We start from the raw sequence: 14,674 nt of genomic DNA on the forward strand, positions 1-14,674 counted from the left end.
CATTGGCACACTCGCCAACCACCCTGGCAGCCAGCGAAACACCCCACCTTCAGCAGCGCCATACACTCTCCTGGGATGTTCCCAACCATAACAAAAGGAGTGTTCATGACTGCCGGCACCGTACCCCTGCTAGCCAGTGTCCAGCGTTTTCTCGGACGTCAACACGGCCTGTACATCAATGGCGGCTGGCGGCCGTCCACCTCCAGCCAGACCCTTACCGTCTTCAACCCGGCCAACGGCCAACCCATTGCCGTGACCCCCGATGCCAGCGCCGAGGATGTCGACCAGGCCGTGCAATCGGCGCATCGGGCATTCGTCAGTGGCGTGTGGGCGCGCCGCGCCCCGGCCGAGCGCGAGCGTATCCTGCTGCGCTACGCCGACTTGCTCGAACAGCACGGTGAAGAGCTGGCCCAGCTCGAAACCCTGGAACAAGGCAAGTCGATCAACATCGCCCGCGCCTTCGAAGTCGGCAGTACCCTGAACTGGATGCGCTACACCGCCGGCCTCACCACCAAGATCTGCGGGCGCACCCTGGATGTGTCGATCCCGGTGCCTGAAGGCGCCCGCTACACCGCCTATACGCGCAAGGAGCCGGTCGGCGTGGTGGCTGGCATCGTGCCGTGGAACTTCCCGCTGATGATCGGCATGTGGAAGGTGATGCCCGCCCTGGCGGCCGGCTGCTCGATCGTCATCAAGCCCTCCGAGATCACCCCGTTGACCCTGATGCGCATGGCCGAGCTGGCCACCGAGGCCGGCATCCCGGACGGCGTGTTCAACCTGATCACCGGCAGCGGCAGCGTATGCGGCAGCGCCCTCACCAGCCACCCGCGGGTGGCGAAGATCAGCTTTACCGGCTCTACCGCCACCGGCAAGCACATTGCCCGTTCGGCAGTCGACCGCCTGACGCGCCTGTCACTGGAGCTGGGTGGCAAGAACCCGGCCATCGTGCTGGCCGACGCCGACCCGCAGCAGGTGATCGAAGGCCTGATGATGGGCAGCTTCCTCAACCAGGGGCAGGTGTGCGCCGCCAGTTCGCGTATCTATGTCGAGGCGCCGCTGTTCGACCGCCTGGCAGCGGACTTCGAGCAGGCGATCAAGGGGCTGAGCGTAGGCCCTGGCCTGGACCCCAGCGCGCAGATCAACGCCCTGGCTTCCGGCGCGCACCAGCAGTCGGTGCAGGCCTACCTGGCCGATGCCCGCGAGCAGGGCGCGCAGATCATCAGCGGTGCAAGCGCGCCGGATGCCAATGGCTACTACGTCAGCCCGTCGTTGATCCTCAACCCCGACGACAACCTGCGCCTGACCCGCAGCGAAGTGTTCGGCCCGGTGCTGAGCCTGACCCGCGTGGCCGATGTGGAAGAAGCGCTGGCCCGCGCCAACGACAGCGACTATGGCCTGACCGCCAGCCTGTGGACCACCAGCCTCAAGTCGGCCATGGACCTCACCCCGCGCATCGAGGCCGGCACCGTGTGGGTCAACAGCCACACCCTGATCGATGCCAACATGCCGTTTGGCGGCTTCAAGCAATCCGGTACCGGGCGTGATTTCGGCGTCGACTGGCTGGACGCCTTCACCGAGACCAAGTCGGTGTGCATCCGCCACTGAGGCGGCTGGCAGGCCGCAGGCGCTCAGCTGTAGCGCTTGCGGTACTCGCCGGGGGACACGCCGAAGCGCTGCTTGAACGCGGTGGTGAAGTAGCTGCTGTTGGAGAAGCCCCAGGTGTACCCCAGCGCCGACAGCTTGAGGGTCGACTGCGGGTTGCGCAGGGTTTCGGCGCAGATGTCCAGGCGCCGGTTCTTGATGTACTGCGCGATCACCAGGCCTTTCTTGGCGAACACCCGGTACAGCCCGCGCATCGACACGCCGATGTCGCGCGCGATCATCTCCGGGCACAGCGCCTCGTCGGCAATGTGCGTCTCGATCAGCGCCAGGCTTTTGCGAAAGATGCGTTCATGCGGGTCGGGGTTGCTGTCGCTGCCGCACAGTGCCGGGCGCATCAGGCTGATCAGCGCATCGATCACCGCTTCGCTTTCGGCCAGGCTCACCTCGTCCAGCTGGGTCGAGGACAACAGCATCTGCTGGGCGAGCAGGGCGACCGGCGAGCCGGCCGGGATCTTGCGCCCGATCTCCACCGGGGTGAAGCGCAGCAGCTGGTCGACCCGGTCGTGGGGCAGTATCAGCGAGATCTGCTGGGAGGCATCGCCAAAGGTGAAGTCGCTTGGGCGTGCGCTGTCGATCAGCAGGATGTCCCCCGGCATCAGCACTTCGCGGGCGTCGTCCTGGGCCATGTTGGCCATGCCCTTGAGCTGGAACACCGCAAAGTACTTGTGTTCGCTGCTGCGCTGCACCTCGCGCGGCGTGCGCAGCAGCCGCGCGTGAGAGCTGCTCACGTGACTGAAGCGCAGGGCGCCCAGCTGGCGGGGGCGAATCTCACCGCTGAACGCATCCCCCAGCGCGGCACCGTCGAACTCGCCGCAGGCATGGTTGATGTCGGCCAGCCATTGCTGGAAGTGCTGCTGGGCAGTAGCGGTATTCATGGGTCACACCTCACACCTGGCATTGTTGTTAGGGTGCATGTGATGGCTGGGGGCACGCGCTGCAGGTTAGCGCAGCCCGCCGAAGCGCCGGTAGAAGTTTTCGCTGGCATCGGGCAGCGGGCCGTCTGCGGTTTCCATCGCACTGCTCAGCCACTGTTCGGCCGGGGCACAGGTCAGTCGATACAGGTTGCGGCACAGCTGGCGTGCGGCGCGGCCCTCCCAGTCGCCCGGCAGCAGTTCGTCGGGCAGGTGCGGGTCGCGCAGCAGCAGCTTGCGGTACTCGTGAATCAGCAGCAGGCGCACCATGAAGCAGTCCATCGGCTGCAGGCTGTCCTGCTCGCGCAGCGCCTGCCACACCGGGCGAAACAGCTGGATGAACTCGCTGTACTGCGCCCCCAGCTCCTCGATACGCCAGCTTTCGCGCACCTGGGCACGCAAGGCGCGGGAGGCCATCACGTCCTGGCCGGTGGTCTCGAACAGGATGGTGTCTTCCAGCGCGTCCAGGTCCAGCAGGGTGGCGTTGATGTCGGTGCGGTCGGCCCGCGGGCTGGCCAGCACCACCGGCGAGATGGCGCCAAAGCCCTGCCATTCGAGCTCTTCGCGCACCTGCTTGCGCTTGTCGGCAGACAGCTGGGTGAGCATCGCCAGGTGCCAGGAGCCATCCCACTGCGGCACCACCGAGCTGTACACCCGCTTGAAGGCCTTGTCGAAACGCCGCCGCCCGGCACCGGTGAGGCTGTAGTAGCTGCGCCGGCCGACCTTTTCGGCGGTCAGCCAGCCTTCCTTGGTCAGGCGGAACATCGAGGTGCGGATCAGCCGCTCGTTGATACCGAAGGGCTCGAGCAACTGGATCAGGCTGCCCAGCCACACGGTGCCGCCGTGGGGTTCGATGGCATCGCCATACAGGGTGACGATCAGCGAACTGGCACGGATCGGGATCTGTTCCTGGAAACGGGTGACGAGCTGATTGAGGGGCGCGAGCGACGACATGGAGGATCCGCTGGGTGAAACCCCGGAATATAACTGCCGTTTGTCCTTCAAGGCCAGCGTTGCCGCCGGCACTTCAGGCCGTGTGGTTTTTCGGGCGGAACGTACTGTCGCTGACACGTCTGCGGTCCTGTTCGGGTTGGCTCAAGGGGCTGCATTCCACCATCTGCTCCAGGCAGCGCCGGGTCAGTGCGTGGTACTCGCCCGTGCCGCCCTGCTTCCAGTGCACTTCAGCGTCGCTCAGGCTGCGTTTGACCTGGGCCGGCGAGCCCACCACCAGCGAGCGGGGCGGGCAGTCGAAGCCGGCCTTGACGAAGGCGGTGGCGCCGACGATCGAGCAGGCACCGATCACGGCGCCGTCCATGACCACCGCGTTCATGCCCACCAGCGCATCGGCACCGATGCGGCAACCGTGCAGCACGGCGCCGTGGCCCACGTGCCCGTTGCGCTCGATCACCGTGTCGCTGTCGGGGAAGCCGTGCATCACGCAGGTGTCCTGCAGGTTGGCGCCCTGTTCGAGAATGATGCGTCCGAAATCGCCGCGCAGGCTGGCCAGCGGGCCTACATAGCAGTCGGGGCCGACGATCACGTCGCCAATCAGCACCGCCGAAGGGTGAACGTAGGCGCTGGGGTCGATGACCGGGGTGATTCCGCCAAGGCTGTAGCAGGTCATGTCGGTTTCCTGTGGACGGGGATGACAGCGAATATAACGTATTGTTACTTGTTTGCAATGCTTCTATGTATCGCTTCTTGGCGATGTTCTCGCGATAAACACAGTGTTTGCAGGGTTTGTTTGTCACGCATGGAAAACAAACAGACACAGACTAGTCACGGTAATGTTGATTTTGTGTATCGTATTGTGGCTATACTCTGCCGCAATCGGCCTCGACCCAACAATAACAGCCAGCCTCGACTGGCCCGTGCGGTGACCGTCATGCCTGACACCCTGTTGCTTGATAACTCCCACGCCGGCATCTGCCTGGTGACGCTGCACCGCCCCGAGGTGCTCAATGCCCTCAACACCCGCCTGCTCGGCGAGCTGGCAGCCGAACTCGAGCGCCTGGAGCGTGACGACAGCTGCCGCGCCGTGGTGCTCACCGGCAGCCGCAAGGCGTTTGCCGCCGGCGCCGACATCAACGAGATGGCCGAGCGCGATGCGGTGGGCATCCTCAACGACCCGCGTGTTGCCTGTTGGCAGCAGATCAGCCGCTTCAGCAAGCCCCTGGTGGCGGCCGTCAACGGCTTTGCCCTGGGCGGTGGCTGCGAGCTGGCGATGCACGCCGACATCATCGTGGCGGGCGTGGATGCGCGTTTCGGCCAGCCGGAAATCAACCTGGGCATCATGCCTGGCGCCGGCGGTACCCAGCGTCTGCTGCGCGCGGTGGGCAAGTCCATGGCCATGCAGATGGTGCTCACCGGCGAGCCCATCGATGCGCGCACCGCGCAACAGGCCGGCCTGGTCAGCGAAATCACCCAACCCGAATTCACCGTCGAGCGCGCCGTGCAGATCGCCCAGGCCATCGCGCGCAAGGCCCCGCTGGCCGTGCGCCTGGCCAAGGAATCGCTGCTCAAGGCCATGGACACCGACCTTGCCAGCGGCCTGCGTTTCGAGCGCCACGCCTTCACCGTGCTGGCCGCCACCGATGACCGGCGCGAGGGCATCAGTGCCTTTCGCGAAAAACGCGCCCCGGTGTTCACCGGCCGCTGAGTGCGCCGGCCCCTTTTACTTCAACCTTGCGAGCGGTACTGGTCATGACCTTCGAGCACATTCTTTTCGACATAGACGACGGCGTGGCCTTTCTGCGCCTGAACCGTCCCGAGCAACTCAACAGCTTCAACGCGCAGATGCACGCCGAAGTGAAGGAGGCGCTCAAGCAGGTACGCGCCAATGCCCAGGTGCGTGTGCTGCTGCTTACCGGTGAGGGGCGCGGCTTCTGTGCCGGGCAGGACCTGTCCGACCGCAACGTCGCGCCCGGTGCGCAGATGCCCGACCTGGGCGAGTCCATCGAAAAATTCTACAACCCGCTGATTCGCGCCCTGCGCGATTTGCCGCTGCCGGTGATCTGCGCGGTCAACGGCGTGGCCGCCGGCGCCGGGGCGAACATCCCGCTGGCCTGCGACCTGGTGCTGGCGGCGCGTTCGGCCAGCTTCATCCAGGCGTTCTGCAAACTCGGCCTGGTGCCCGACTCGGGCGGTACCTGGTTCCTGCCGCGGCTGGTCGGCGTGGCGCGGGCCAAGGCCCTGGCGCTGCTGGGCAACAAGCTGTCGGCCGAGCAGGCCGAGCAGTGGGGGCTGATCTACCGCTGCGTCGACGACGAGGCCCTGCGCGACGAGGCCCTGGGCCTGGCGCGACAGCTGGCGACACAGCCCACCTCGGGCCTGGCACTGATCAAGCGCGGGCTCAATGCCAGCCTGGACAACAGCCTTGACCAGCAACTGGACCTGGAGCGCGACCTGCAGCGCCTGGCCGGGCGCAGCGAGGACTACCGCGAGGGCGTGGCCGCCTTCATGGCCAAGCGCGCCCCCGTGTTCAAGGGGTGCTGAGCATGAGCGCACTGGACACAAGCGTTGTGGTAGCGGTGATCGGTGCCGGGGCCATGGGCGCCGGCATTGCCCAGGTGGCGGCGCAGGCCGGGCATCCGGTGCTGCTGCACGACAGCCGCCCGGGGGCGGCGAGCGCGGCCATCGAGGGGCTGGGTGTGCAACTGGGCAAGCGGGTGGAGAAGGGCAAGCTCGACCCCGCGCAGCGCGAGGCCACCCTGGCGCGCCTGCACGCGGTGCAGGCGCTCGACGAGCTGGCGGACGCTGGGCTGGTGATCGAGGCCATCGTCGAGAACCTCGACGCCAAGCGCGAGCTGTTCGCTCGCCTGGAGGCAATCTGCACGGCCGACTGCGTGCTGGCCAGCAACACCTCGTCGCTGTCGATCACCCGCATCGCGGCCGGCCTGGCGCGGCCCGAGCGGTTCGTGGGCGTGCACTTCTTCAACCCCGCGCCGGTCATGGCGCTGGTCGAGATCGTCTCGGGGCTGGCCACGGCGCCGCAGGTAGCGGCCAGCCTGTATGCAACGGCCAGGGCCTGGGGCAAGGCGCCGGTGCATGCCAGCTCCAGCCCGGGCTTCATCGTCAACCGCGTGGCGCGCCCGTTCTATGCCGAAAGCCTGCGTCTGTTGCAGGAGGGTGCGGCCGAGTGCGCCACGCTGGATGCGCTGATGCGCGAGGCCGGCGGCTTTCGCATGGGCGCGTTCGAGCTGACCGACCTGATCGGGCATGACGTCAACTACGCGGTCACCTGTTCGGTGTTCGATGCCTATTACGGCGACATGCGCTTCCAGCCGTCGCTGATCCAGGCGGCGCTGGTGGATGCCGGCCGGCTGGGGCGCAAGAGTGGGCAGGGGTTCTATGACTATGGGCCCTCGGCCGCGCGCCCGGTGGTCAGCGAGCTGCGCAGTGGTTTGCGCATCGAGGCCTGCGAAGTCGAAGGCGACCTGGGCGTTGCGCAGGGCTTGCTGACGCGTATCGAGGCGCACGGCATCAAGGTGTCCCGGGCCCCATCGCGGGTCGAGCCCGCGCCCACCGGTCGTTGTATGAGCGGGCTTGACCCGCGATGCGGGCACGCAGTCATACGCGTGGGCGACGCCGTGCTGGCCCTGACCGACGGTCGCCTGGCCAGCCAGCGCGCCCGCGACGAAGGCTTGCACAACCTCGTGCTGTTCGACCTGGCGCTGGACTACGCCACCGCCGGGCGCATCGGCATCAGCTGGTCCGCCGACACCACCCCCGCTGCCCGCGACCAGGCCGTGGCCTTGCTGCAGGCCGCGGGCCTGGTGGTCAGCCCGCTGGCCGACGTGCCGGGGCTGCTGGTGATGCGCACCGTGGCCATGCTTGCCAACGAAGCCGCCGACGCGGTGCTGCAGGGCGTGGCCACGGCGGCGGATGTCGACCTGGCCATGCGCAAGGGCGTGAACTACCCCCAAGGCCCGCTGGCCTGGGCCGACGCCATCGGCCCGACGCAGGTGCTGGCGGTACTCGACAATCTGCAGGCCGCCTACGGCGAAAGCCGCTACCGGCCATCACTGCTGCTGCGGCGCACGGTCGCCGAGGGGAGGGCATTGCATGACTGACCTGAACGCCACCGAGCTTGCCAGCCAATGTGCCCAGGCCATGCTCGCCCGTGACCGCGCCAGCCTCGCGCTGGGCATGCAACTGCTGAGCGTCGCGCCGGGCAGGGCGCGCCTGAGCATGCCGGTGCGCGCCGACATGATCCAGGGCCATGGCACCTGCCATGGCGGCTACATCTTCACCCTGGCCGACTCGGCGTTTGCCGTGGCCTGCAACACCTACAACCAGGTCACCATCGGCCTGGGCTGCAGCATCGACTACATCGCCCCGGCACTGATGGGCGACACGCTCAATGCAAGTTGCGTGGAGCAGAGCCGTGGCGGACGCACCGGCAACTACGACGTGCGTGTGGAAAACCAGAACGGGCAGCTGATCGCGCTGTTCCATGGCAAATCTTACAAGGTGCAAGGCACAGTGCTTGCCCAGGAGACCGCAGATGAATGACGCCCTTATCATCGACGCCGTGCGCACCCCCATCGGGCGCTATGCCGGCGCGCTGAGCACGGTACGTGCCGACGACCTGGGCGCGGTGCCGCTGCGTGCGCTGATGGCGCGCCACCCGCAGGTGGACTGGTCGCAGGTGGACGACGTGCTGTTCGGCTGTGCCAACCAGGCCGGCGAAGACAATCGCAACGTGGCGCGCATGTCGGCGCTGCTGGCCGGCCTGCCGATAGAAGTGCCGGGCACCACGGTCAACCGCCTGTGCGGCTCGGGCATGGACGCCATCGGCCTGGGCGCACGCTCGATCCGCAGTGGCGAAGCCGGCCTGCTGCTGGTGGGCGGGGTGGAGTCGATGTCGCGCGCCCCGCTGGTGATGGGCAAGGCCGAACAGGCCTTCTCGCGCCAGGCGCAACTGTACGACACCACCATTGGCTGGCGCTTCGTCAACGCCGCGATGGAAAAGGCGTATGGTATCGACTCGATGCCGGAGACTGCCGAAAACGTCGCCGCACAGTTCGGCATTTCCCGTGCCGACCAGGACGCCTTCGCCCTGCGCAGCCAGCAACGTGCGGCGGCTGCCCAGGCCAGCGGGCGCCTGGCGCAGGAGATCGTGCCGGTGTCGATTGCCCAGCGCAAGGGCGAGCCCAGGCGCGTCGAGCACGACGAACACCCGCGTGGCGACACCACGCTGCAGATGCTGCAACGCCTGGGTACGCCGTTTCGCGAGGGCGGCAGTGTCACGGCGGGCAATGCCTCGGGGGTCAACGACGGTGCCTGTGCGCTGCTGCTGGCAAGCCCGGCGCAGGCTGCGCGCTTCGGGCTCAAGGCCCGTGGGCGGGTGGTGGCGATGGCCACGGCCGGCGTCGAGCCGCGCATCATGGGCATCGGCCCGGTACCGGCCACGCGCAAGGTACTGGAACTGGCCAACCTGAACCTGGCCGACATGGATGTCATCGAGCTGAATGAAGCCTTCGCCGCGCAGGGCCTGGCGGTGCTGCGCGAGCTCGGGCTGGCTGACGACGACCCGCGGGTCAACCCCAATGGCGGCGCCATCGCCCTGGGGCATCCGCTGGGCATGAGCGGCGCTCGCCTGGTGACCACCGCACTGGTGGAACTGGAGCAGCGCGGCGGGCGGTACGCGCTGTGCACGATGTGCATCGGCGTGGGGCAGGGTATCGCGATGATCATCGAGCGAACCTGAGCCGGCAACACAGCGGGAGCCGTGCAGCTCCCACACTCGGGCCCGTCAGGGGCTGAACCATAAAAAGAATCAGAGTGAACACATGAACATGGCCGCCTTGAACACTGCTGTACTCGACCCGCTGGAGACCGCCAGCATCGATGAACTGCGCCAGCACCAGCTTGACCGCCTGCGCTGGAGCCTGTCCCACGCCTACCAGAACGTGCCGCTGTACCGCCAGCGCTTCGACCAGTTGGGGGTGCACCCCGACGAGGTGCGTTCGCTGGACGACCTGGCCCGATTCCCGTTCACCACCAAGACCGACCTGCGCGACAACTACCCCTACGGCATGTTCGCCGTGCCCATGCATGACGTGGTGCGGGTGCACGCCTCCAGCGGCACCACCGGCAAGCCGACGGTGGTGGGCTACACGCAGAACGATATCGACACCTGGGCCAACGTGGTGGCGCGCTCGATCCGCGCCGCGGGCGGGCGCAAGGGCGACAAGGTGCATGTGTCGTACGGCTACGGGCTGTTCACCGGCGGGCTGGGCGCGCATTACGGCGCCGAACGCCTGGGCTGCACGGTGATCCCGATGTCGGGCGGGCAGACCGAGAAGCAGGTGCAGCTGATCAACGACTTTCAGCCGGACATCATCATGGTCACGCCCTCGTACATGCTCAACCTGGCCGACGAGATCGAGCGTCAGGGGCTGGACCCGCACAAGCTGGCGCTGCGCCTGGGGATCTTCGGTGCCGAGCCGTGGACCGACGAGCTGCGCCGCTCCATCGAGCAGCGCATGGGTATCACCGCGCTGGATATCTACGGGCTGTCGGAAATCATGGGCCCGGGCGTGGCCATGGAGTGCGCCGAGACCAAGGACGGGCCGACCCTCTGGGAAGACCACTTCTACCCCGAAATCATCGACCCGGTGACCGGTGCGGTGCTGCCCGACGGGCAGATGGGCGAACTGGTGTTCACCTCGCTGAGCAAGGAGGCGCTGCCGATGATCCGCTACCGTACCCGCGACCTGACGCGCCTGTTGCCCGGCACCGCGCGGCCAATGCGGCGCATCGACAAGATCACCGGGCGCAGCGACGACATGCTCATCGTGCGCGGGGTCAACGTGTTCCCGACCCAGGTCGAGGAACAGGTTCTGAAAATAAAACAGTTTTCAGAGTGCTATGAGATTTATCTGTATCGTGATGGAAATCTCGACACGGTGGATGTGCACGTGGAGCTGCGTGCCGAATGCCAGCACTACGACGAGGCCCAGCGCAGGCTGCTGACCGCCGAGCTGGGCAAGCAGATCAAGACCTACATCGGCATCAGCACGCGCATCGTGCTGCAGCCGTTGGGCACGCTGAAACGTTCGGAAGGCAAGGCCTGTCATGTGTATGACAAGCGTCTGGCCAGCTGATAGCTGATGGCTGCCGAAGCCCCGACCTGGTCGGGGCTTTTTTTTGTTCTTGGATAAAGCGTGTTCCTGTGGGAGCGGGCTTGACCCGCGATGGAGCGCGTAGCGGTCCGCTTTCAGTGCAAAGCGATACAAAAAAACATTAGATACACTAAAAAGCTGTTTGATATTGAATTGTGTATCGCTTATAAATACTCCCATGCCCAACCAGCCTTGAGGCGGGAGCCCGAACATGTACGCACAGCTTGTCGAAACCGGCGTCAAACGCATCAAGTCCCTGGACGAGATGTCGCCCCAGGAACGTGCCTTCCAGGAAAAGATCGACGCCGAAATCAAGATCGAAGCCAAGAACTGGATGCCCGACGCCTACCGTCAGACCCTCATCCGCCAGATTTCCCAGCACGCCCACTCCGAGATCGTCGGCATGCTGCCCGAGGGCAACTGGGTCACCCGTGCCCCGACCCTCAAGCGCAAGCTGCAGCTGATGGCCAAGATCCAGGACGAAGCCGGCCACGGCCTGTACCTGTACAGCGCCATGGAAACCCTGGGCGCCGATCGCGACGAAGAGATCGCCAAGCTGCACAGCGGCAAGGCCAAGTACTCCAGCATCTTCAACTACCCGACCCTCAACTGGGCCGACATGGGCGCGGTGGGCTGGCTGGTGGATGGCGCCGCCATCGTCAACCAGGTGGTGCTGCAGCGCACCTCCTACGGCCCCTACGCACGGGCCATGGTGCGCATCTGCAAGGAAGAGAGCTTTCACCAGCGCCAGGGCTACGAGATTCTGCTGACCATGATGCGCCACGGCACCCAGGCCCAGAAGGACATGGTGCAGGACGCGATCAACCGCCTGTGGTGGCCGGCGCTGATGATGTTCGGCCCCAGCGACGACAACTCGCCCAACAGCGCGCAGTCGATGGCCTGGAAAATCAAGCGCCAGAGCAACGACGAACTGCGCCAGCGCTTCGTCGACCAGACCATCCCGCAGCTCGAACTGCTGGGCTGCACCGCCCCCGACCCCGACCTGAAGTGGAACGCCGAGCGCGGCCACTACGATTTCGGCGCCATCCAGTGGCAGGAATTCTTCGACGTGCTCAAGGGCAACGGCCCGTGCAACCAGGAACGCCTGGCCACCCGGCGCAATGCCATCGAAAGCGGCGCCTGGGTGCGTGAAGCCGCCGTCGCCTACGCCCGCAAACAACAGAACAAGAACGCCGCCTGAACCGGCGACTGATGGGAGATACACGATGTCTGTCTGGACCCTCTACGAAGTGTTCGTGCGCAGCAAGCACGGCCTGAACCACAAGCATGTGGGCAGCGTGCATGCCGCCGACGACGCCATGGCCATCGAGAACGCCCGCGAGCTGTACACCCGCCGCAGCGAAGGCGTAAGCCTGTGGGTGGTGCCCTCGGCGCTGATCGTGGCCTCCTCGCCGGACGAGAAGGACCCGCTGTTCGACCCGGCCGACGACAAGGTCTACCGGCACGCCAGCTTCTACGAGCTGCCCGACGAAGTCGGACACATGTGAGGTCGACCATGAACAGCACCCAAGACGATCTGATCCATTACCTGCTGCTGCTGGGCGACAGCGCCCTGATCCAGGGCCAGCGCCTGTGCGAGTGGTGCGGCAAGGCGCCGGCCATCGAGGAAGAGCTGGCGCTGATGAACGTCGGCCTGGACCTGGTGGGCCAGGCGCGCAACTGGCTGGACTACGCCGCCGAGCTGCTGGCCGACGGCCGCGATGCCGACGACCTGGCGTTTCGCCGCGACGAGCGCGCCTACCGCAACCTGCTGCTGGTGGAGCAGCCCAACGGCGATTTCGCCGTGACCATGGCCAAGCAGTTCCTGTTCGACGCCTGGCACCTGCAGGTGCTCAAGGGCCTGTGCGACTCCACCGACCTGCGCATCGCCGGCATCGCCGCCAAGGCGCTCAAGGAGGTCACCTACCACCTGCGTCGCTCCAGTGAATGGGTGCAGCGCCTGGGTGGCGGCACCGACGAAAGTCGCCGGCGCATGCTCGCGGCCATCACGCAGGTGTGGCGCTTCACCGTGGAGCTGGCCAGCGGCAGCGAGGCTGAAACCCGCCTGGCCGCAGCGGGCATCGGCGTCGACCCGGCGCAGGTCGGCGCGGCATGGCTGCACCAGGTCGAGGCCACCTTCGCCTCGGTCGAACTGCCGCTGCCGCCTGCGGCCAGCCACTTCTACCTCAGCGGGCGTACCGGCATGCACACCGAGCACCTGGGCATCCTGCTGGCCGAAATGCAGTTTTTGCCACGGGCCTACCCCGATGCAACCTGGTGAGCTGATCGCCAGCGACCACGGTGCGCGGGCACTGCGGGCCGATGACCTGAGCCACGCCTGGACGGTGCTGGAGCAGGTGATGGACCCGGAAGTGCCGGTGGTCAGCGTGGTCGACCTCGGGATTGTGCGCGACCTGCACTGGCAGGCCGGCCACCTGCACCTTGTGGTCACGCCGACCTATTCGGGCTGCCCGGCCACCGAGGTGATCGAGGGCGATATCCGCCAGGCGCTGGAGCAGGCCGGATTCGCCGCGCCGTGCCTGGAGCGGCGCCTGACGCCGGCCTGGAGCACCGACTGGATCACCGAGCAGGGGCGCGAGCGCCTGCGTGCCTATGGCATCGCGCCGCCCGTGGGCAGTGCCAGCAAGCGCAGCCTGCTGGGCGAAAGCCCGCAGGTGCTGTGCCCGGTGTGCGCCAGCAGCCACACCGAGCTGCTCAGCCAGTTCGGCTCCACGGCCTGCAAGGCCCTGTACCGGTGCCGCGAGTGCCTGGAACCTTTCGACTATTTCAAATGCATCTGAGCGCGCTGGCGCCGTGCAGCGGGAGAACAGCATGAGTCAATTTCACAGCCTGACCATCAAGGATGTGCGCGCCGAGACCCGCGATGCGGTGTCGATTGCCTTCGAAGTGCCGGCGCACCTGCAGGACGATTTCCGTTTCACCCAGGGCCAGTACCTGGTGATGCGCACGCAACTGGACGACGAGGAAGTGCGCCGTTCGTACTCGATCTGCAGCGGCGTGGAAGACGGCGAGCTGCGCGTGGCGATCAAGCGCGTGGCCGGCGGGCGCTTCTCGGCGTTTGCCAACGAGGTGCTCAAGGTCGGCCACCGCCTCGAAGTGATGCCGCCTTCGGGCAGCTTCCATGTGCCACTGGACCCGAACCGTCGCGGCAACTACCTGGCGGTGGCGGCGGGCAGCGGCATCACGCCGATCCTGTCGATCATCAAGACCACCCTGGAGCGCGAACCCGACAGCCGCTTCACCTTGCTCTACGGCAACCGCTCAAGCTCCGGCGCGCTGTTTCGCGACAAGCTCGAAGACCTGAAGAACCGCTACCTGCAACGCCTGAACCTGATCTTCGTGTTCAGCCGCGAGCAGCAGGACGTGGACCTGTACAACGGGCGCATCGACGCCGACAAGTGCGGTCAGCTGTTCTCGCGCTGGCTCGACCCCAGGGCGCTGGACGCCGCCTTCATCTGCGGCCCGCAGGCGATGACCGAGACCGTGCGCGACAGCCTCAAGGCCAATGGCATGGCGGGGGAGAAGATCCATTTCGAGCTGTTTGCAGCGGCGGGCGACGAACGCAAGCGTGAAGCCCGCGAGGCGGCACGCCAGCTGGACGCCGCCGTCAGCCAGATCACCGTGATCAGCGACGGTCGGGCGCTGGCCTTCGACCTGCCGCGCAACACCGTCAGCGTGCTGGATGCCGGCAATGCCATCGGCGCCGAGCTGCCGTACTCGTGCAAGGCCGGGGTGTGCTCGACCTGCAAGTGCAAGGTCATCGAAGGGGAGGTGGAGATGGACAGCAACCACGCCCTGGAGGACTACGAAGTGGCGGCGGGGTATGTGCTGTCGTGCCAGACGTACCCGGTCAGCGACAGGGTGGTGCTGGACTTCGATCAGGTCTGATACCGCGTCGACTCAATCGCGGGTCAAGCCCGCTCCCACAGGTACAGCACGGGTCTTGAGGAG

At 66.5% G+C, this 14,674-nt stretch carries 15 protein-coding genes; 12 read left to right on the forward strand and 3 right to left on the reverse strand.

The genetic code is table 11. The features are described 5' to 3' along the window. Nucleotides 1-105 precede the first annotated feature (105 nt). Nucleotides 106-1,605, forward strand: coding sequence for an aldehyde dehydrogenase family protein (locus ACPRTJ_RS21495; protein ID WP_058541132.1), 1,500 nt, complete (start codon nucleotides 106-108; stop codon nucleotides 1,603-1,605). 23 nt (nucleotides 1,606-1,628) lie between these two features. Here ACPRTJ_RS21495 and feaR read toward each other — a convergent pair whose 3' ends face one another. The 3 genes from feaR to paaY form a co-directional block, all read right to left on the reverse strand. Beyond that, entirely contained in the window at nucleotides 1,629-2,537 is a 909-nt protein-coding gene (feaR, locus tag ACPRTJ_RS21500) for a transcriptional regulator FeaR (RefSeq protein ID WP_043863014.1), read from the reverse strand. Between the two features lie 66 nt (nucleotides 2,538-2,603). Beyond that, nucleotides 2,604-3,527 carry a phenylacetic acid degradation operon negative regulatory protein PaaX gene (paaX, locus tag ACPRTJ_RS21505; RefSeq protein WP_054915441.1) on the reverse strand — a complete coding sequence of 308 codons (924 nt, stop codon included), beginning with the start codon at nucleotides 3,525-3,527 and terminating at the stop codon, nucleotides 2,604-2,606. Between the two features lie 73 nt (nucleotides 3,528-3,600). Next, complete coding sequence (gene paaY, locus ACPRTJ_RS21510) at nucleotides 3,601-4,197, reverse strand: phenylacetic acid degradation protein PaaY (protein ID WP_043863012.1); 597 nt, start codon at nucleotides 4,195-4,197, stop codon at nucleotides 3,601-3,603. A 261-nt stretch (nucleotides 4,198-4,458) separates the two neighbouring features. Between paaY and paaF the strand changes: the two genes are divergently transcribed. From paaF to paaE, 11 genes are all read left to right on the forward strand, one after another. Beyond that, nucleotides 4,459-5,232, forward strand: a complete 774-nt coding sequence (paaF, locus tag ACPRTJ_RS21515; RefSeq protein WP_054915468.1) for a 2,3-dehydroadipyl-CoA hydratase PaaF — start codon at nucleotides 4,459-4,461, stop codon at nucleotides 5,230-5,232. Between the two features lie 44 nt (nucleotides 5,233-5,276). Then, on the forward strand, nucleotides 5,277-6,068 hold the full coding sequence (paaG, locus tag ACPRTJ_RS21520; RefSeq protein WP_043863010.1) for a 2-(1,2-epoxy-1,2-dihydrophenyl)acetyl-CoA isomerase PaaG: 792 nt from the start codon (nucleotides 5,277-5,279) through the stop codon (nucleotides 6,066-6,068). Nucleotides 6,069-6,070: 2 nt separating this feature from the next. Continuing rightward, nucleotides 6,071-7,645 (forward strand): 3-hydroxyacyl-CoA dehydrogenase PaaH, encoded by a 1,575-nt coding sequence (gene paaH / locus ACPRTJ_RS21525; RefSeq protein WP_426427271.1) that lies wholly within the window; start codon nucleotides 6,071-6,073, stop codon nucleotides 7,643-7,645. After that, nucleotides 7,638-8,087 carry a hydroxyphenylacetyl-CoA thioesterase PaaI gene (gene paaI, locus ACPRTJ_RS21530; protein ID WP_043863008.1) on the forward strand — a complete coding sequence of 150 codons (450 nt, stop codon included), beginning with the start codon at nucleotides 7,638-7,640 and terminating at the stop codon, nucleotides 8,085-8,087. Before paaH ends, paaI begins: the two co-directional genes overlap by 8 nt. After that, the gene (gene pcaF / locus ACPRTJ_RS21535) at nucleotides 8,080-9,285 is read left to right on the forward strand and encodes a 3-oxoadipyl-CoA thiolase (RefSeq protein ID WP_123752470.1); all 1,206 of its coding nucleotides are present in this window, start codon (nucleotides 8,080-8,082) and stop codon (nucleotides 9,283-9,285) included. Before paaI ends, pcaF begins: the two co-directional genes overlap by 8 nt. 82 nt (nucleotides 9,286-9,367) lie before the next feature. Next, complete coding sequence (paaK, locus tag ACPRTJ_RS21540; protein WP_054915437.1) at nucleotides 9,368-10,684, forward strand: phenylacetate--CoA ligase PaaK; 1,317 nt, start codon at nucleotides 9,368-9,370, stop codon at nucleotides 10,682-10,684. Between the two features lie 229 nt (nucleotides 10,685-10,913). Next, nucleotides 10,914-11,903 carry a 1,2-phenylacetyl-CoA epoxidase subunit PaaA gene (paaA, locus tag ACPRTJ_RS21545; RefSeq protein WP_054915436.1) on the forward strand — a complete coding sequence of 330 codons (990 nt, stop codon included), beginning with the start codon at nucleotides 10,914-10,916 and terminating at the stop codon, nucleotides 11,901-11,903. Between the two features lie 25 nt (nucleotides 11,904-11,928). Then, nucleotides 11,929-12,210 carry a 1,2-phenylacetyl-CoA epoxidase subunit PaaB gene (gene paaB / locus ACPRTJ_RS21550; RefSeq protein WP_043863004.1) on the forward strand — a complete coding sequence of 94 codons (282 nt, stop codon included), beginning with the start codon at nucleotides 11,929-11,931 and terminating at the stop codon, nucleotides 12,208-12,210. An 8-nt stretch (nucleotides 12,211-12,218) separates the two neighbouring features. Next, nucleotides 12,219-12,983, forward strand: a complete 765-nt coding sequence (paaC, locus tag ACPRTJ_RS21555; RefSeq protein ID WP_254999414.1) for a 1,2-phenylacetyl-CoA epoxidase subunit PaaC — start codon at nucleotides 12,219-12,221, stop codon at nucleotides 12,981-12,983. Next, a complete protein-coding gene (gene paaD, locus ACPRTJ_RS21560) occupies nucleotides 12,970-13,503 on the forward strand; it encodes a 1,2-phenylacetyl-CoA epoxidase subunit PaaD (protein ID WP_054915435.1) in 534 nt (177 codons plus the stop codon). The genes paaC and paaD overlap by 14 nt, the downstream gene beginning before the upstream one ends. 31 nt (nucleotides 13,504-13,534) lie before the next feature. Continuing rightward, entirely contained in the window at nucleotides 13,535-14,611 is a 1,077-nt protein-coding gene (gene paaE / locus ACPRTJ_RS21565; protein ID WP_302098930.1) for a 1,2-phenylacetyl-CoA epoxidase subunit PaaE, read from the forward strand. Nucleotides 14,612-14,674 lie beyond the last annotated feature (63 nt).

Source organism: Pseudomonas palmensis, from assembly GCF_049942755.1.
GTDB lineage: Bacteria > Pseudomonadota > Gammaproteobacteria > Pseudomonadales > Pseudomonadaceae > Aquipseudomonas > Aquipseudomonas palmensis.